The organism is Bordetella parapertussis (genome assembly GCF_020735925.1).
In the GTDB taxonomy this organism is placed as follows: Bacteria; Pseudomonadota; Gammaproteobacteria; order Burkholderiales; family Burkholderiaceae_B; genus Bordetella; species Bordetella pertussis.
In genome coordinates this window covers 2,381,184-2,396,972 of record NZ_CP085971.1, presented here as the reverse complement: position 1 = coordinate 2,396,972, position 15,789 = coordinate 2,381,184, and the positions used below count along the sequence as shown (strand labels likewise).

At 69.2% G+C, this 15,789-nt stretch carries 18 protein-coding genes and 1 pseudogene; 4 read left to right on the top strand and 15 right to left on the bottom strand.

Annotation, left to right across the window (positions count from 1 at the left end):
* Positions 1 to 4: 4 nt before the first annotated feature.
* The 3 genes from LK409_RS11415 to LK409_RS11405 are packed head-to-tail and all read right to left on the bottom strand — an operon-like array spanning position 5 to position 1,952.
* Positions 5 to 661 (bottom strand): DUF4142 domain-containing protein, encoded by a 657-nt coding sequence (locus tag LK409_RS11415; RefSeq protein ID WP_226376550.1) that lies wholly within the window; start codon positions 659 to 661, stop codon positions 5 to 7.
* On the bottom strand, positions 610 to 1,209 hold the full coding sequence (locus LK409_RS11410) for a hypothetical protein (protein ID WP_010928657.1): 600 nt from the start codon (positions 1,207 to 1,209) through the stop codon (positions 610 to 612). Before LK409_RS11410 ends, LK409_RS11415 begins: the two co-directional genes overlap by 52 nt.
* Before the next feature lie 56 nt (positions 1,210 to 1,265).
* Positions 1,266 to 1,952, bottom strand: coding sequence for a PIG-L deacetylase family protein (locus LK409_RS11405; protein WP_225665624.1), 687 nt, complete (start codon positions 1,950 to 1,952; stop codon positions 1,266 to 1,268).
* Positions 1,953 to 2,224: 272 nt separating this feature from the next.
* Between LK409_RS11405 and LK409_RS11400 the strand changes: the two genes are divergently transcribed.
* Together LK409_RS11400 and LK409_RS11395 are read left to right on the top strand one after the other, a co-directional pair.
* On the top strand, positions 2,225 to 2,509 hold the full coding sequence (locus LK409_RS11400) for a hypothetical protein (RefSeq protein WP_226376549.1): 285 nt from the start codon (positions 2,225 to 2,227) through the stop codon (positions 2,507 to 2,509).
* Between the two features lie 51 nt (positions 2,510 to 2,560).
* Positions 2,561 to 3,049, top strand: a complete 489-nt coding sequence (locus LK409_RS11395) for a DUF421 domain-containing protein (RefSeq protein ID WP_003817532.1) — start codon at positions 2,561 to 2,563, stop codon at positions 3,047 to 3,049.
* Between the two features lie 50 nt (positions 3,050 to 3,099).
* Here LK409_RS11395 and LK409_RS11390 read toward each other — a convergent pair.
* Together LK409_RS11390 and LK409_RS11385 are read right to left on the bottom strand one after the other, a co-directional pair.
* Positions 3,100 to 3,544, bottom strand: a pseudogene (locus LK409_RS11390) (PRC-barrel domain-containing protein).
* A 14-nt stretch (positions 3,545 to 3,558) separates the two neighbouring features.
* On the bottom strand, positions 3,559 to 4,302 hold the full coding sequence (locus LK409_RS11385; protein ID WP_010928655.1) for a BON domain-containing protein: 744 nt from the start codon (positions 4,300 to 4,302) through the stop codon (positions 3,559 to 3,561).
* A 187-nt stretch (positions 4,303 to 4,489) separates the two neighbouring features.
* Between LK409_RS11385 and LK409_RS11380 the strand changes: the two genes are divergently transcribed.
* Positions 4,490 to 4,789, top strand: a complete 300-nt coding sequence (locus tag LK409_RS11380; protein ID WP_010928654.1) for a BON domain-containing protein — start codon at positions 4,490 to 4,492, stop codon at positions 4,787 to 4,789.
* 19 nt (positions 4,790 to 4,808) lie between these two features.
* On the opposite strand, the gene LK409_RS11375 is transcribed toward LK409_RS11380, so the two are convergent.
* The 4 genes from LK409_RS11375 to LK409_RS11360 form a co-directional block, all read right to left on the bottom strand.
* A complete protein-coding gene (locus tag LK409_RS11375; protein WP_003811342.1) occupies positions 4,809 to 5,153 on the bottom strand; it encodes a DUF883 family protein in 345 nt (114 codons plus the stop codon).
* Between the two features lie 105 nt (positions 5,154 to 5,258).
* On the bottom strand, positions 5,259 to 5,492 hold the full coding sequence (locus LK409_RS11370; protein ID WP_010928653.1) for a hypothetical protein: 234 nt from the start codon (positions 5,490 to 5,492) through the stop codon (positions 5,259 to 5,261).
* A 48-nt stretch (positions 5,493 to 5,540) separates the two neighbouring features.
* On the bottom strand, positions 5,541 to 7,307 hold the full coding sequence (locus LK409_RS11365; protein WP_010928652.1) for a thiamine pyrophosphate-requiring protein: 1,767 nt from the start codon (positions 7,305 to 7,307) through the stop codon (positions 5,541 to 5,543).
* A gap of 75 nt (positions 7,308 to 7,382) precedes the next feature.
* On the bottom strand, positions 7,383 to 8,771 hold the full coding sequence (locus LK409_RS11360) for a sigma-54-dependent transcriptional regulator (protein WP_041937227.1): 1,389 nt from the start codon (positions 8,769 to 8,771) through the stop codon (positions 7,383 to 7,385).
* A gap of 319 nt (positions 8,772 to 9,090) precedes the next feature.
* Here LK409_RS11360 and LK409_RS11355 point away from each other — a divergent pair, with 319 nt between their 5' ends.
* Positions 9,091 to 10,056: a sigma 54-interacting transcriptional regulator gene (locus tag LK409_RS11355; protein ID WP_049788717.1), complete on the top strand. Its 966-nt coding sequence runs from the start codon at positions 9,091 to 9,093 to the stop codon at positions 10,054 to 10,056.
* On the opposite strand, the gene LK409_RS11350 is transcribed toward LK409_RS11355, so the two are convergent.
* The 6 genes from LK409_RS11350 to LK409_RS11325 all read right to left on the bottom strand — a co-directional run bounded on the left by LK409_RS11350 (position 10,019) and on the right by LK409_RS11325 (position 15,760).
* The gene (locus LK409_RS11350) at positions 10,019 to 11,239 is read right to left on the bottom strand and encodes an ISL3-like element IS1001 family transposase (protein ID WP_010927279.1); all 1,221 of its coding nucleotides are present in this window, start codon (positions 11,237 to 11,239) and stop codon (positions 10,019 to 10,021) included. The genes LK409_RS11355 and LK409_RS11350 overlap by 38 nt on opposite strands.
* A gap of 135 nt (positions 11,240 to 11,374) precedes the next feature.
* Complete coding sequence (locus tag LK409_RS11345; RefSeq protein WP_003812730.1) at positions 11,375 to 11,506, bottom strand: entericidin A/B family lipoprotein; 132 nt, start codon at positions 11,504 to 11,506, stop codon at positions 11,375 to 11,377.
* Between the two features lie 26 nt (positions 11,507 to 11,532).
* Positions 11,533 to 12,228, bottom strand: coding sequence for a fumarylacetoacetate hydrolase family protein (locus tag LK409_RS11340; protein ID WP_010928650.1), 696 nt, complete (start codon positions 12,226 to 12,228; stop codon positions 11,533 to 11,535).
* 183 nt (positions 12,229 to 12,411) lie between these two features.
* A complete protein-coding gene (gene ppa / locus LK409_RS11335) occupies positions 12,412 to 12,948 on the bottom strand; it encodes an inorganic diphosphatase (protein WP_003812734.1) in 537 nt (178 codons plus the stop codon).
* A 28-nt stretch (positions 12,949 to 12,976) separates the two neighbouring features.
* Positions 12,977 to 14,572 (bottom strand): heme biosynthesis HemY N-terminal domain-containing protein, encoded by a 1,596-nt coding sequence (locus LK409_RS11330; protein WP_010926375.1) that lies wholly within the window; start codon positions 14,570 to 14,572, stop codon positions 12,977 to 12,979.
* Positions 14,573 to 14,575: 3 nt separating this feature from the next.
* The gene (locus tag LK409_RS11325) at positions 14,576 to 15,760 is read right to left on the bottom strand and encodes a uroporphyrinogen-III C-methyltransferase (RefSeq protein ID WP_049788761.1); all 1,185 of its coding nucleotides are present in this window, start codon (positions 15,758 to 15,760) and stop codon (positions 14,576 to 14,578) included.
* Positions 15,761 to 15,789: the final 29 nt, after the last annotated feature.

Genomic DNA, 15,789 nt, shown 5'->3' with positions numbered 1-15,789 from the left:
GGCCCTAGCGGCCCGGGCGCGTGGCGTCGATGGACGGCGGCGCGCTCGGCGAAGCCGGCGAAGGCGGCGCGGGCTCGCCCGGGCCGCCGGGCGGCAGCTTGCGCGGTTCGGCCTGCGGCGGCGGCCGGGCCAGCCGCCGGGCGTCCTGCAGCAGGTTCTGCAGCATGGGCAGCGTATGCACGGCGAACTCCCGCACCGGCGCCGCTTGCGCCTCCTCGGCCGCCTGCTGGTAGTGCCGCAGCGTTTCCTCGCCCAGGGCCACGCCGGCCCAATGCAGGTACATCCGGTCGAAGGCGGCCTCGCGCTGCTGCGCCAGTTCCTGCAAATGGGTGCGTTGCGTCACGTCGGGGCCGGCCGGCAGCGTCACCGCCTGCGCGTGCGCCACGTCGGCCAGTCCGCGGCCCAGGTCTTGCAGCCGGGCGGCCGCCTGGCGCGCATAGGCCTGGACGTCGCCGCTGGCCCCGTGCTGCCGCGCCAACGCGGCGGCTTGCGCCGAGGTCTGCGCCAGTTGCGCGGCGCGCCGCAGCCATGCTTCGTCGGCCGCCGGGCTGGCCTGCGCCGCCCATATCCCCAGGCACAGCAGGCCGGCCAGCCAACGGGCGGCCAGGGCTAGCCGCCGGCCGCCAGTTGCGGCGGTTGCAAGGGATCGAAGTCTTCCCATTTGCCGTCCACCCAGCGCCCTTGGGCGCGTTCGAGATCCTGGCCGCCGGCATCGCGCAGAAGGGCCAGCGTCCGTTCGGCCTGCACACCGTCCACATGCAAGGCCAGCATCACGCCGGCATGACGCACCGGCGCGTGTTCGTCGGCGCCCGGCGGGCTGGCCGTCGGACTGGCCGTGGCCGGCCGCAACGGCCGGCGGCCGCGCCCGGCCACCCACAGCGCGCCGAACAGCGCGCCCACATAGGCGCCCACGCCCACCGCCGCGACCAGCGCCAGCGCCGTAGCCGCCAGGGCGCTGGCCACCACGCCCGCGATCGCGCCCAGCGCCAGCCCGCCCACCGCGGCGCCAGTGATGGCGCCGTACTGGGCCGGCCCGGCATCGGGGTCGGCGCGCCGGTCCCCGCCCAATGGGTAGCGATCGTGCGCGCCGGCGCTGTTGACGTAGAACGTATGGATATCTTCCTGCGAAACGCCCGCCGCCTGCAAGCGCCCGGCGGCGGCCGCGGCGGCATCGAAAGTCATGAAACGAGCGGCGACGATCATCGACATAGTCCGTCCTCCTGTATCCAGGGCTGCCAGGCCCGCAAGCGGCATGCCTGCAGTGTTCATCCGGCGTCCGGCCGGGGCCAGGTCAGGCGCCAGTAGCGCTCCGGGGCCGCGTCGTCGCCATGCCCAGGCACCAGTCCCAAGGGTTCGAGCTGGCTGTGGTAGGCGGCCACCGCCCGCGTCTTGCTGGCGCCGCGGGCATCGCCCGGCAGGGCCACCGGCGTGGCATACACCTTGCGCCCGTGCAACTGGGTCAGGCGTGCCTGCACCGCGCCGCGGCGGCGCCGGTACAGGACCTCCTCGTAGGCCAGCCAGTCGCAGCCATCGAACAACCCGCGCACCGCCAGCGCGGCGTCGGCCACCCGCACGTGGTCTTCATCGAACAGGCCCAGGGGAATCAGCAAGGCGCCGGGCCTGATCGACTGGACGGCCGCCGCCAGGACTGTGGGCAGCCGCGCCAGCATCGCTTCGCTGCCCGGATACTGGCTGTCGAGCAGGTCCAGGCCCAGGCCTGACGCACCCAGTTCGGCCAGCGCGTTGCGATCCTCCGCCTGGCGCGCCTGCATGGCCTGGTCGGCGCGTTCGAAACCGCAGCGCCGGTCCCAGTCCGGCAAGGCGGCGGCGACGCTGGGCACGCCGGAAAACACCGTCAGCACCGTGGCGCCGGGCGTGGCCGCCAGCAGGCCGCCGCAACTGAATACGGCATCGTCGAAGTGCGGGGACACCACCAGCAGGCGTTGCGCCATGGCCGTGCCCGGGTCAGGGCCGACAAGCCGGCGCCATCCCGCTCCATGGTCCATCGACGGCGCGCTCACAGGTCGCGCCGCTGGCCCGTGGAACGGGGCGTACTGCCCATCGGGCGGAGTGAGAGTATTGCTCGAACATGAGCGCGGCTCCTGAACGAGTGCGCAGGCCGCAAACGCCGTGCCCGTGGCGCCCGCGCGAGCCGGCAGGCGCCGCCGCGCCGCAGGCACGCCGCTTGCAGGGCATGAGGCATCCCCCACTCCGGAGAGCCATCGTGCCCAAGCGTTCACTCTGGCCCGTTTCCCCTCCCGATGCCGAGCCCCGCCCCGGCCTGGGCCCCAGCGACTCATCGGACTCCGCCAGCGACCTGCCCGACGCGGCGGCCGAGACCGACAGCGATACCGGCGGCACCGGCGAGCGCCCCGACGTCGAGTATGACCGGCAACCGCCCGACGGCGCCGATATCGCGCCCGACACGCAGACCGACGCCGGGCATGCCGGGGTTTCCCGCCATCGCCCCGACCCCGTGCGCAACGGCGGGCCGCCGGACCAGTCTTGACCCGGCGTGTAAAAAATCCACTTCGGCCCCAGGCCTGCACAGGAGCGCATCATGGACGTGGACTGGAACGGCATGTTCGCGTTGACCGTACCGCCTCTGGAGCTGTTCCTGCGCGGAACGCTGATCTACTGGTTCCTGCTGGCGCTGTTGCGGCTGGCGGGACGACGCGACATCGGCTCCCTGGGCGTGGCCGACATGCTGGTGCTGGTGCTGATCGCCGACGCGGCGCAAAACGCCATGGCGGGCGAATACAAGTCCGTCACCGACGGCGCCATCCTGCTGCTGACCATCGTGGGCTGGACCGTGGCCATCGACCGCGCCAGTTATTTCCTGCCCGCGGTGGGCCGCGTGCTGGCGCCCTCCACGGTCTGCCTGGTGCGCGACGGCGAGTTGCAGCGGCGCAATATGCGGCGCGAATACATCACCGAAGCTGAACTGATGAGCGAGCTGCGCCTGAAGGGATACGACAGCCTGGACGACGTACACCGCGCCTATATGGAACCCGACGGCAACATCAGCGCGTTGCGTCGGCACGGTTGAGCAGGCCGGCGCCGGGCGCGGCCGTCCCGGTGTCGGCCTGCAGGACCGGCCTACCAGTACGGCTGGCTGGTCGTAATAATCGTAGAGTTCCTCGGCCCAACGCTTGTCCGCCATGCTCGGCCAGTCGTTCTTGTCGAAGCCGCCGGCCTGCCTGAGGCGTTCCTTGGCGATGTCGAGCACGAAGCATTTATGGTCGGTATCCAGCACCAGCGCGCTCCAGGGCAGCGCGAACAGCTTGTCGCCCATGCCCAGCACGCCGCCGAACGACAGCACCGCGTAGGCGACGCGGCCTTGCGGCACATCGATCATGATGTGCTGCACCGAACCGAGATGCTCGCCCTGGGGGTTCAGCACGCGGTTGCCCTCCAGCGTGTCGGCGGCCATGATCTGCGGACCGGGGCCGACGGCGCTGAACTTTGCGCGGCCGACGATGCGCGTCGGCCCGCTGGCTGCGGCGGCCGCGGCCAGCGGCGCCTGTCGGGAAGAGATGTCCATGTCCGGCTCCTTGTTCATGGCGCGGCCGTGGGCGCGACGACGCGAATGCGGTTGTCGATGTCGGCCACGCCCAGGCAGTCGTCCGCGCAGTTCTCGATGGCGTACTTGTCGCGCCGGCGGGCTACCGTCCCGCTCAATTCGACCTGCCCGTCGGTCACCGAGACTGATACATCGCTGACATCCAGGCCGCTGTGCGCCAGGCGTTCGCAGACATCCTCGCGCAAGCGCTCGTCCGAGCGGGTGTAGCCCTTGGGCAGGATGCGGCGGCTGCCTGCGCGGTGCCCGGCGCCGGCCAGGCCGGCCCATTCGCCGCCGTCGCCGTGGTAGCCGCCGTAGTCGCCGGCCAGCGGGCCGTCATGGAATTGCTGCCGCTGCCAGCGCGGGTCCTCGTCGCGGAACCCGCCGTAGCTGCTCTGGCCCGGATCGGCGCTGCGGCTCGTGATAGGTTCGTTCCATTGCGCGCGGCGCGTGCCGGGATAAGGCCCGCCCTGTTCGTATTGCGGGCCGCGGCGGTTCGGCTGGCCGCCCGTTGCGCGATTGGGGCGTTCGCCGTAGGGACGGCCGTAGTCCGGTTCTTCGGCCCCCCAGCGGCCGCTGCCGCGACTGTACTCCTGCGCCTCGGGACGGTCGTTGCCATGCCACGAAGGCCTGCCTTGCCGGACATCGCGGCCGCCCAGCCGGAAGTCGCGCTCGAATTCGTCATGGGGGCCGAAATCGTCATCGCCATACGGCGGCTGGCGTCGGTTGTCGTTACGCATCGCGTTCTCCTGCGTGGTGGGTTGCGGATCGGGCCGGCGGCGCGCGGCCGCCGGGCTTCGTATCCGCTGCGGTGCGCAAGTGCTGTGCCGGCCTTGCCCGCCCTGGCGCGAGAGCGGGCACGGCGCTTGCCGCTCACGCCGGCCGCGGCGGCCATCCCGGCAGCCCACCCAGATCACAGGAGCCCGCATGACGACCGCTTCCCTTCCCTGCGCGCTGCGCAGCGCCCTGCTTGCCCTGCTGCTGGCGGCCTGTTCCGGCCCGGCCAGCGGCAACGACATGGCCCTTGCCGCCCAGATCCGCCAGGCGCTGGTCGAAACGCCCGGCCTGCGTTCCGAAACGGTGCAGGTGCAAAGCCGCAATGGCGCGGTGCGCCTGTCCGGCACGGCCGACACTGACGAGGCCGCTGCGCAAGCGCTGTCGGCGGCCCGCTCGGTGCCCGGCGTGCGCGAAGTACGCAACGAGATCCGCGTACGCGATCCGCTGTAGCCGGGCGCTGTCCGGAACGCTAGCGTCTGCGCCCGCGGTCGGACATGGCGCAGGCGCCCAGCAGCGCGCCCAGCACGATGGCCACCCCGATCAGCTTCCAGCTGTTCTCGTGCACGTACCCGTCGGCGACGCGCGAGGCGCGCTGGTAGCGCTCGACGGCGCTGCGTTCCCAGCCGCCGGCCTGGTCGCGCGCCGCTTCCAGTTGGTGCTTGAGCCGGTCGCGCACCGACTCGAGTTCGGAGCCGCCGTACGACGCGGTCGAACGCAGCAGCGCCTCGGCGCCGGCGATCAATTCATGCAGGCCGGATTTGACCTGCTGTTTCGATTCGCGCATGCGGGCGCGGTCTTCGGTATGTGCATGCATGACGTCTCCTTGCAGAAAATGCCGGCGCCGCCGAGGTGGCGAACGCTCGCCGGCCGCAGTGCGCAAGTCGCGTGCCGCCCCGCGGCACGGCCGTTGCGGTCTCTGTCACAGCTCCCGCGTAGCGCGCCGCCAGACCGCCTCGAAGTCGTTCTCCGACCAGCGGTCTATGCCCGGCGTGCGTTGCGGGCTCAGCCCGGGCATGGGGTTGGAGATGGCGCCCGCTTCGCCCGGGCTGCCGTCGGCCTGCTCTTCGCCCGGCCGCGGCTTTCTTGCCGCGGGCGCCTCGTCGCGGCGTGGCGCGGACGGTTTGGACGATGGAGTATCGTTCGATGCTTTCATGATGCGGCTCCTGCTGATGGCGGAAAGAAAGCGGCATGTCGGCCGGCCTCAGCCGGCCCACCATTGTTTGAGGGTGGCGCGCAGCGCCGCGCCACCGGCCGGGTCCGCCCGCAGCGCCTGTACGTAGGCGCGCACCTGGCGCGCCCGGATGTGCGGCGGCAGCGGCGGCATCTCGGGGTCGGTGAGGACTTCCAGCACCGCCGGGCGTCCGGCGGTCAGCGCCTCGCCCCAGGCCGCGCCGAGATCCTGCGCGCGCTCCACGCGCAAGCCATGCAGGCCCAGCATGCGGGTGTAATCGGCATAGGCGAACGGCGGCAGGCGTTGCGAATCCTCGAAGCGCGGATCGCCGCCCATCACGCGCTGCTCCCAGGTGACGAGGTTGAGATCGCCGTTGTTCAGCACCAGGACCACCAGCGTGGGGTCGGCCCAGGCGCGCCAGCGGTCGGCGATGGTGATCAGCTCGTTGATGCCGTTCATCTGCATCGCGCCGTCGCCCGCCAGCGCCACCACCGGTCGCTCGGGATAGGCCAGCTTGGCCGCCAGCGCGTAAGGCACGGCGCAGCCCATCGTGGCCAGCCCGCCCGACAGCGACGCCATCATGCCCTCGCGCAGCTTCACGTCGCGCGCATACCAATTGGCCGCCGACCCCGAGTCGGCCGTCACGATGCTGCGGTCCGGCAGGCGCTGCGAGAGTTCCCAGAACACGCGTTGCGGGTTGACCGGCGAGGCGTCCACCATGGCGCGCGCCTCGACGGTACGCCACCAGCGCGCCACCGACGCTTCGATGCGTTCGCGCCAGCGCACCTGCGGCTTGGGCTCGAGCAGCGGCAACAATGCCTGCAGGGTCTGGCGGCTGTCGCCAGCCAGGCCTACTTCCACCGGATAGCGCAGGTTCAGGTTGCGGCCGTCGCGGTCGATCTGCACCGCGCGCGCCTGGCCTTCGCTCGGCAGGAATTCGCTGTACGGAAAGGCCGTGCCGACCATCAGCAAGGTGTCGCACTCGTTCATCATCTCCCAGCTGGGCTGCGTGCCCAGCAGGCCGATGGCGCCGGTTACGTAGGGCAAGGCGTCGGGCAAGGCGGCCTTGCCCAGCAAGGCCTTGGCGACCCCGGCGCCCAGCCGCTCGGCGACCGCCTGCAGGGGCTCGGCCGCTTCCAGCGCGCCCGCGCCCGCCAGGATGGCGATCCGCTCGCCGCGGTTGAGAATGTCGGCGGCATTGCGCAGCGCCGTATCCGGCGGCACCGCCGCATGCGAGGTGACGCCGATGCCGGTCGGCACGCTGCCATGTTCGCGCGGCAGTTCACGCACTGCCGGCAGATCCTGCACGTCATTGGGCAGGATGACGCAGGTCACGCAGCGCCGTTCCAGCGCGATGCGCAGCGCGCGGTCGATCAGGTGCCGCGCCTGCTCGGCGCTGGCGGCCTGCTGTACGAAGTCGTGCGCGACATCCTTGAACAGCGATACCAGGTCGACTTCCTGCTGGAAGTCGCCGCCCAGCGCGCGGCGCGCCTGCTGGCCCACCAGCGCCAGCACGGGCTGGTGGTCCAGCTTGGCGTCATACAGGCCGTTGAGCAGATGGATCGCGCCCGGCCCGGAGGTCGCCATGCAGACGCCGACCTGGCCGGTGAACTTCGCATGCGCGCAGGCCATGAAGGCGGCCATCTCCTCGTGGCGGGCCTGCACGAACTCCAGCGGCTGGCGCGTGCGCCCGAATGCGCCCATCAGGCCGTTGATGCCGTCGCCAGGATAGCCAAAGATGCGCCGGATGCCCCATTGCGCGAGACGTTCCAGTACGAAGTCCGATACGGTTTCCATGCCTGCCCCCGAAAAGTGCCGGCGCCCCTGGGGCGCCTGGCTGGCGGGTCAGCATGCGCCATGCCCGTCCGGGTTTCAGTGCTGCGCGCGCGAGGCGGCCCCCTCTGCGCCGGGCGCCGCGTCCGGCGGACCTGCCTCGCCATACTCTTCCAGCCGGTTGTAGAGCGTCTTGGCGCTGATGCCCAGCATCGCGGCGGTCTGTTTCTTGACGCCGCCGCAACGCTGCAAGGTGGCCAGGATCAGACGCCGGTCCGCCTCGGCCAGCGTCGAGCCCACCGGCACGATCACCTGCCCGCCGCCAGCCGCGTCGCTGGGCGAGATCTGCGGCGTGAGCGCGCTGGCGTCCAGCGTGTCGGATTCGGCCAGGATGAACGCGCGCCGCACGAAGTTCTTCAGTTCCCGCACATTGCCGGGCCAGGCGTACTCCGCCATGGTCTGCAGCGCCTGCGGCGCGAAGCGCTTGTCCTTGCCGTACTCGCGATTCAGTCCGTCGAGGAAACGCCCGGCCAGCATGGCGAGGTCGTCGCCGCGCTCGCGCAGCGGCGGCAGCTCGATGGGAAACACGCTCAGGCGGTAATAGAGGTCCTCGCGCAGCCTGCCGTCGCGCACCGCCTGCTCGGGGCTGCGGTTGGTGGCGGCCACCACGCGCACGCTGCAGGAAATCTCGCGGTTGGTGCCCACCCGCATGAAGGCGCCGGTCTCCAGCACGCGCAGCAGCTTGACCTGCAAGTCCAGCGGCATTTCGGTCACTTCGTCCAGGAACAGCGTGCCGTTGTCGGCGCGTTCGAAATAGCCCTTGTGCTGGCGCTCGGCGCCGGTAAAGCTGCCGCGTTCGTGCCCGAACAGTTCACTCTCGATCAGGTTGGGCGAGATCGCGCCGCAGTTGACCGCCACGAAGGGGCCGGCGCGCCGCGCGCTGAGCTCGTGCACCGCATGCGCGGCCAGTTCCTTGCCGGTGCCGCTCTCGCCGATCAGCAGCGTCGTGACCTCGGTAGGCGCCACGCGCGAGATCTGGCGATACAGCGCCTGCATGGGCGCCGACGCCCCTACCAGGCGTCCGAAGCGGTCTTCCTGCTGGAACGGCTGGGAGGGATCCCAGTCGCCGTCCTGCCCCGCCGACGCCACGCGCGCAAGAATCTGTTCGAGGCGTTCCATGCAGATGGGCTTGACCAGGTAATCGGTGGCGCCGGCGCGCAGCGCTTCGATGGCGTTTTCCATGCTGCCGTAGCCGGTGATCACCACCACCTCGACCCCGGCATGCGAAATGCGGGAGAACAGGTCCATGCCGGTGGCGCCGGGCAGGCGCACATCGGTCAGCACCAGGTCCGGCAGTTGCCGTTCCACCTGGATCAGCGCATCGCGCACCGTGCCGGCCTGCGCCACGGTGTAGCCGTGCTCGCGGCCGATTTCCACCAGGTTGTCGCGTACCGCATCGTCATCGTCAACGATCAGCAAGTGAGGCATCGTTCCCCCGCAATGCAAGAATTGCGCATGGCGGCGCCAGCCGCCCTGCCGTGCAGTCAGTGTGCATGAGTGAAGTACCCGTGCTGCCTTGATAGCGTAGCGTGGCGGGGTCGATATGGCAGTAACAACACCCTACGGCGCAACATTTTTTTCCAACCTTTGCATCTGGTCTCACCCCTTGCACGGTCGGCGCATGACAATGGACCCGTCGCCTGGTTTCTTGCCGCGAGGCTGTATCGTGCCCAACCAAACCGCAACTACGCCTGCAACGACTTCCGACCCGCTCGAACGCCTTGCGGCGCTGGGCCCCAGCGCATGCATGCGCAAGCTGGCCGCCAGCATCGAGCGCGCCGCCGACAGCGACGCCACCGTACTGCTGGTGGGTGAAAGCGGCACCGGCAAGGATGTGCTGGCCCGCGCCATCCACGACCTGGGCGGGCGCCGCGACGCGCCGTTCATGGCCATCAATTGCGGGGCAATCAGCCCGACGCTGGCGCATGCCCAGCTGTTCGGCCACGAGAAGGGCAGCTTCACCGGCGCCTTGTCGCACAACGCCGGCTATTTCGAGAACGCCAGCGGCGGCACGCTGTTCCTGGACGAGATCACCGAGATGCCGCCCGACATGCAAGTGCATTTCCTGCGGGTGCTGGAAACCGGCGCGTACCGCCGGGTCGGCGGGGTGGAATTGCTGCATGCCAACGTGCGCATCATCGGCGCCACCAACCGCGACCCGCACGCCGCGGTGGCCGAGGGCCGGCTGCGCGAAGACCTGCTGCATCGCCTGCTGGTGCTGCCCCTGCGGGTGCCGCCGCTGCGCGAACGGCCGGAAAACGTCCGCTTCCTGGCCCAGCGGTTTCTCGACGAACTCAATGCGCGCCACGGCACCGCCAAGCGCTTTTCCGGCGCCATGCTCGACGCGCTGGCCGCCCACGACTGGCCCGGCAACGCACGCGAGCTGCGCAACGCGGTGCAGCGCGCCTATATCCTGCAAGACGGCCCGATCGGTCCGCAGGCGCTGGCCGATACGGTGTTGCGCCGCCCGGCCCGGCAGGATGCCGATACGTTGGCCTTTCCGGTGGGAACTCCCCTCGAATGCGTCCAGCGCGAGCTCATCCTCGCCACGCTGGCGCGCGCAGGCGGCGACAAGCGGCGCGCCGCCCGCACCCTCGCGATCAGCCTCAAGACGCTCTACAACCGCCTCAACGCCTATGGCGTGGGCGCCGGCGCGGACCCGGAAAAAAATAGGTTCATCGCGCATTGCCGGGGAAGGCGGCACGGATTTTGAGGAAGAAGTATTCCTGGTCGCGGTAGCCGTAAGCGCGCCGCTTGATGACCTTGATAGTGTTGTTGATGCCCTCGACAATGCTGGTGTTCAGGGGATGTCGGCATCTGGCCAGGATGCCGTGCAGATAGCCTTTCAAGCGCTGAGCGAAGGTGTTCAAGGCGGCTATTCCGCTTTGCTCGGCCTGCTCGTACCAGTGGTTCCAGGCTTGTCTTGCCCAGGCAGGTCTTTGGTAGAACCAGAGCCGTTTGAGTTCGTCACGCAGGACATAGACCGTCAGCAGCGGCTGGTTGGCTTGCAGCAATTCGTCGAGCCGGACGGCCTGCTGCCGATCCAGGTTGTCACGGTTGCGCAGCAGCAGCCAGCGACTCGATTTGATGATCCTGCGTGCGGGACGATCCTGGCGTAGTTGATTGGCCTGATCCACGCGCACCCGATCAATGACCTCTCGTCCATACTTGGCCACGACATGGAACAAGTCATAGACGATCTCCGCCTGTGGGCTGTGGGCCTGGATCTCCAACTCGTAGGCGGTGGTCATGTCGATGGCAACGGCCTTGATGCGTTGGGCGGCCCCAGGCGGCAATTGTTCGAAGAACGCCCGGGCCGTCTCGCGTGAGCGTCCTGGGCCAATCCACAGCACCTGCCTGCCGATCGGATCGACCACCACTGTCGCGTAGCGATGCCCTTTGTGCAGGGCAAACTCGTCCATCGCCAAATACTCGATCTTGGACCAATCCGGTTCGCGCACCGACGCACGCAGCCGAGCCTTGTCCAGCGTCTTGACGGTATGCCAACCCAGTTCGAAGAACCTCGCCACCGCCTGCACGTTGCTCGATTGCAGCAATTGGCTGCAGGCCTGCGCCAGCCGATCCGTCACCCGTTGATATCGCCCCAGCCAGGCAAGCCGCTCCAGGCGCGGGCCGCCGCATTGCTCACACCACAAGCGTCGGCGCGGCACGTGCAGAACGACCCGATACTCGAATAACGGCAGATCTCGCACCCGTCGAACCGTGGTCTCATGCACCTGGCGACACCGCGCGCCGCACTGCTCGCACAGCATCACCTTGGCCGTTGGCTTCAAATAGATCGACAGCGTGCGCCCTGGGTCTTCGGGCCATTCCACGCGTTCGACGCCATAGCCCTGCCAGCCTCCCAGCGACTCCAGCAACTTGCGATCCAGCATCTCCCTGCACTCCTGATGGCAAATACCTGCCGTCAAGAATACGAAAACTTGCCAAACCCCTCCACGCTATTGCGCGATGAACCAAAAAAAACCCCCGGAGCAACCGGGGGCTTGCATCATGCCGGCGCGGGCCGGCTACTTCTCGGCAGCGTGGGTAATGGCACTGCCCGCATCGGACATATCCTTGCCCATTCCTGCAACGGTGTTGCAGCCCTGCAGGACGAATCCAAACACCACGAAAGCCGTCAGCACTATCTTGCTGCGCATATGAGATCTCCGCCGTTACGCTCTGTTCAGGCGATGCGTACGCGCAGCTCGCCCAGGCCCTCGACGCCACCGACGATGACGTCTCCCTTGACCACCGCGCCCACGCCTTCCGGCGTGCCGGTGAAAATGATGTCGCCCGGTTGCAGCTCGAACAGGCCCGACAGATAGGCGATGCTTTCCGGGATGTTCCAGATCATCTGCGAAATGTCGCTGGATTGCTTGCGCTCGCCATTGACGTCCAGCCAGATGGCGCCTTTGTCCAGCGTGCCGACGGCACTGCGCGGATGGATGGGGCCGAGCGGCGCCGAGAGATCGAAAGCCTTGCCCACTTCCCAGGGACGGCCCTGCTTCTTGGCCTCGCCCTGCAGGTCGCGGCGCGTCATGTCCAGGCCCAGGGCGTAGCCCCATACGCATTCGTCGGCCTGCTCGACGGTCAGGTCGCGCCCGCCCTTGCCCAGCACGACGACCAGCTCCATTTCGTAGTGCAGGTTGGCCGTTTTGGGCGGGTACGGCATTTCGCCCGTGGCGCCATCGGCCACCGACAGGATGGCGTCGACAGGCTTGCAGAAGAAGAACGGATCTTCGCGGCCGGTGAAGCCCATTTCCTTGGCATGCTCGGCGTAGTTGCGGCCCACGCAATAGACGCGGCGCACCGGAAAGCGGGCGTTGCCGCCTGCCACCGGCACGGCCGCCGGCGGCGAAGGGGGAAATACGTAATCCATGTGATTTGACCTCGTAGCACACAAGGCCGGACAACGCCGGCGAGAATATTCAATGCGCGAGTTTATACGCTTCGGGCCAGGCCGCGCGCGGCGCGCCCGGCGCATGACGCAAAACGGCGCGGATGCGAGCGGCTGCCTGCCGTCGCTTCCGCGCCGCCGGCCGCCCCAGGCGGCCAATCTATCTCAGGCCTGGCCCTTGGCGTAGCGCTCGGCGCTGCGCACGATTTCCTCGTGCGCGGCGTCCACGCCCTTCCAACCCTTGACCTTGACCCACTTGCCCTTTTCCAGATCCTTGTAGTGCTCGAAGAAATGCTGGATGCGGCTGACGTCTTCGGCCGGCAGGTCCTCGTACGACTTGATGTTGCGGTACGGGGGGTACAGCTTCTCGATGGGCACCGCCAGCAGCTTGGCATCGCCGCCGGACTCGTCGTCCATCTCCAGCACGCCAATGGCGCGGCAGCGCACCACGGCGCCAATCTGGATCGGGAACGGCGTGAGAACCAGCACGTCGGCGGGATCGCCATCTTCCGACAGCGTCTGCGGGATGTAGCCGTAGTTGCACGGATAGTGCATGGCCGTCAGCATGAAGCGGTCGACGAAAATCGCGCCGGACTCCTTGTCGACCTCGTACTTCACCGGGTCGGCGTTCATGGGGATTTCGATGATGACGTTGAAATCGTCCGGCAGCTTCTTGCCAGGAGCGACACGATCTAGACTCATGATTGACCTTGTCTTGATGAAAATGAAATCAGGCTTTGTCGCCGGACGCCGGGCCGGCGGATGATACGGCGCCGCCGGGCTTGGCCGGTTGCTCGTCGTCCCCGCCGGCGCGATAGCTCGAGACCGGCGCTTCGATGGCGGCCGCCGGAATGGGCGCGCTGTCGAAGTAGTCTTCGATATCGATGGCGGTGCGCGGCGGCACGCTGACGGGTTCGGGCGCGACGGCGGACGCGGGCTCGTGTTCGCCCGCTGCGCGCGCATCCGGATCGAGCACATAGTCGACAGCGCCCGGCTCGACCTCGGGCGGCGCGTCGGCGATGACGGGCGCGGTGTATTCCGACATATTGGGCACGTACTCGCGCTCGGCGTCCAGCCACGCGGGGTCGGCCTTGGTGTCGGCCGCCGGCAACGCGATGTCCGCCGCCAGCACCGGCAGCGCCACGCGCGCCGCGGTGGCCTGGCGCCAGTGGCGCGCCGCGTCGGCGGGCCGGTCCAGCCTGTCGTACAGGCTGCCCAGCAAGGCATGCGCCTGCGGATCGTTGCGCCGGCTGACGCTGCGTTGCAGATAGCGCTCTGCCTGCCCCCACAGCTGTCCGTTCAGGCACAGCAGGCCCAGCGCCGTCAGCAGGTCGGTATCGGCCGGACGCTGCTGCAGCCAGGTCTCGGCCTTGGCAAGGCGGTGCGGCACCTGGGCGGCATCGCAGCGCGCATAGGCGGCCACCAGCGCGGGGTTGAACTTGACCGCTACCGCGGCCTCGAGAATGCGCGCGGCCTCGCTGGCCTCGCCCGCGTCCTCGAAGGCGGCGGCGCCGGCCAGCGCGATGTTCGGCAACAGCCGCTCATCGCTCTTGAGGTCTTTCCAGATGGGGCGCCATTGGTCCACGGCCATGCCTGCGCGCAGGCGCGCGGCGCCCGCGCTGTCGATCAGCTGCTCGGCCTCGGCCTTGCCGATGGCATTGCGGCGCAACAGGCCGCGCGCCAGCATGAAGACGCGCTCGTGATGCTGCAAGGCCGTCTCGGCGCGCAGCAGCAGGCGCATGGTGTGCAGATGGCGCGCGCCGCCGTCCTGCAGCGGCTCCAGCAGGTCCAGCGCCTGCTGGGCGCGCCCCTGGTCCAGCAGCATGTCGGCCGATACCGTGGCGGTGGCTTCCTGCAACCCGGCATCCTCGCCTGCCTGTTCGCGAGCGGATTCCAGCATGCGGTCCCGGCGCTCGTACTCGCCCAGGTTATGCGCCGCGCGCGCGCCCGACAGCGCCGCCAGGACGCGGCGGCTGCGCACCTTGGTCTGGTCGAACAGCTTCGACAGGTCTTTCTCGGCCTGCGCGAAACGCCCTTCCAGCAGGCCGATCCAGCCGCGTTCGAGCAGCTCGTGGTCGCGTTCCTGGGCACGGCGGCCGCGCCAGGCGCGCAAGCGATCGGGAATGGCCACCAGCCAGGCCAGCAGGCGCAGGCCGATGTACAGCGTGACGAAGGCGGCCACCAACAGCAATACCGTCAGCGTCAGCGACAACTCGATGCGCCACGGCCAGACCAGCAGCAAGACGTTGCCCGCGTGGGCGCGCAGCACGACGGCCAGCGCCACCGCGACAACGGCCAACAATAGAGTCCAGAACCAGGTACGCATGCGTCAGTCCTGTTGCCCGTCGGCGTTGAAGCCGGCCGCGCGCAGGGCCGCAATGCCGTTGAGGCTGTCGGCCACATCGGGGACGCGCACGGCGATCTCGACCTGTCCCAGTTCGCGGGCCAGCGCCAGCGCGGCGACGGTATCAGGCGCCTTGCCGTCGAAATACTGGGCCAGGGTCGCGGCCACCGCGTCCAGTTCGCTCTTCCAGACGGCGGGCTGGCGCATCAGCATCGACAACTGCGCCGTGAGCAGGCGCTGGCGCAGCGTGGAACGCAGCTGGCCGGCCTGCTCGGGCGAAAGCAGCAGCGCCGTGGGCTGATCGACACGCTGCACGCGGATCAGGTCGCCCAGCTCATGGGCCAGCGCACTGCCGGCGCGGCCTGGCCAGGAGGCGATCTCGGCCTGCCAGCGCTGCCACCAGGCGGCGTCGGCCGGCAGGTCGGCGCCCGGATCGACGCTGGCCGGCACGGCCTCGTTCGCCTGGGGCACGGCGGTCACGCCAGGCGCGGCCGCGTCGGGCACCAGCAGCGGCGCCCGGCCCACCAGGGCCACCAGGCGATCGATGCGGGCCGATTGAGCCGCGATGTCGACCACGCCGACCGCGCGCAGGCGGTCCAGGTCGCCGTTGATGCTTTGCTGCAGGCTGGCAAAGCGCGGCCGGTCGGCGCGCGCCAGGCGAGCCTGGGCCGTTTCCAGGGCCACGATGGCATTGCTGACATTGCCGGCCAGGCGCAGTTGCTGGCTGGCGATGGTGATCAGGCGCTCGATGTCGTTGGCCAGCATTTCGTCGCTGGCGCCGTCGTTGAGGTTCTGCAGCGCCTGCTGCAGCGCGCTGTACTGGCTTTGCGCTTCGCGCACCTTGCCTTCGAGCTCGGCCACCTTGCCGGACTGCGCCTGCGCCAGCGCCAGCGCCTCGCGCATGTCGTTGCGCGACTGCGTCAGCTCGGCGCCCAGCGTATTGAGACGGGCGGCCACTTCCTGGCCGGCGCTGACGAATTGCTTGCGCTGCAGCCACGCGGCCCACCCCAGGCCGACGGCCAGCAGGATGACGATGATAAGCGCGGTAACGAGCGTACTGTTTACGCCCTTGCCCTTGCGCGACTGGCTCGCGACGGCCTCGTCGGCGGCGGCCGTGCCCGGCGTACCCGGTACGGTGCCGGGCGAAGTAGCGGAGGTGTTGTCTGTCATGACGCGATTGTATTCGGTGATGGCATGTA

What these genes read in the sequence shown, in the direction of transcription:
- LK409_RS11415 (WP_226376550.1), bottom strand. Translation starts at nt 661, where the DNA reads ATGGGAAGACTTCGATCCCTTGCAACCGCCGCAACTGGCGGCCGGCGG.
- LK409_RS11410 (WP_010928657.1), bottom strand. Translation starts at nt 1,209, where the DNA reads ATGTCGATGATCGTCGCCGCTCGTTTCATGACTTTCGATGCCGCCGCG.
- LK409_RS11405 (WP_225665624.1), bottom strand. Translation starts at nt 1,952, where the DNA reads ATGGCGCAACGCCTGCTGGTGGTGTCCCCGCACTTCGACGATGCCGTA.
- LK409_RS11395 (WP_003817532.1), top strand. Translation starts at nt 2,561, where the DNA reads ATGGACGTGGACTGGAACGGCATGTTCGCGTTGACCGTACCGCCTCTG.
- LK409_RS11385 (WP_010928655.1), bottom strand. Translation starts at nt 4,302, where the DNA reads ATGCGTAACGACAACCGACGCCAGCCGCCGTATGGCGATGACGATTTC.
- LK409_RS11380 (WP_010928654.1), top strand. Translation starts at nt 4,490, where the DNA reads ATGACGACCGCTTCCCTTCCCTGCGCGCTGCGCAGCGCCCTGCTTGCC.
- LK409_RS11375 (WP_003811342.1), bottom strand. Translation starts at nt 5,153, where the DNA reads ATGCATGCACATACCGAAGACCGCGCCCGCATGCGCGAATCGAAACAG.
- LK409_RS11370 (WP_010928653.1), bottom strand. Translation starts at nt 5,492, where the DNA reads ATGAAAGCATCGAACGATACTCCATCGTCCAAACCGTCCGCGCCACGC.
- LK409_RS11365 (WP_010928652.1), bottom strand. Translation starts at nt 7,307, where the DNA reads ATGGAAACCGTATCGGACTTCGTACTGGAACGTCTCGCGCAATGGGGC.
- LK409_RS11360 (WP_041937227.1), bottom strand. Translation starts at nt 8,771, where the DNA reads ATGCCTCACTTGCTGATCGTTGACGATGACGATGCGGTACGCGACAAC.
- LK409_RS11355 (WP_049788717.1), top strand. Translation starts at nt 9,091, where the DNA reads ATGCGCAAGCTGGCCGCCAGCATCGAGCGCGCCGCCGACAGCGACGCC.
- LK409_RS11350 (WP_010927279.1), bottom strand. Translation starts at nt 11,239, where the DNA reads ATGCTGGATCGCAAGTTGCTGGAGTCGCTGGGAGGCTGGCAGGGCTAT.
- LK409_RS11345 (WP_003812730.1), bottom strand. Translation starts at nt 11,506, where the DNA reads ATGCGCAGCAAGATAGTGCTGACGGCTTTCGTGGTGTTTGGATTCGTC.
- LK409_RS11340 (WP_010928650.1), bottom strand. Translation starts at nt 12,228, where the DNA reads ATGGATTACGTATTTCCCCCTTCGCCGCCGGCGGCCGTGCCGGTGGCA.
- ppa (WP_003812734.1), bottom strand. Translation starts at nt 12,948, where the DNA reads ATGAGTCTAGATCGTGTCGCTCCTGGCAAGAAGCTGCCGGACGATTTC.
- LK409_RS11330 (WP_010926375.1), bottom strand. Translation starts at nt 14,572, where the DNA reads ATGCGTACCTGGTTCTGGACTCTATTGTTGGCCGTTGTCGCGGTGGCG.
- LK409_RS11325 (WP_049788761.1), bottom strand. Translation starts at nt 15,760, where the DNA reads ATGACAGACAACACCTCCGCTACTTCGCCCGGCACCGTACCGGGTACG.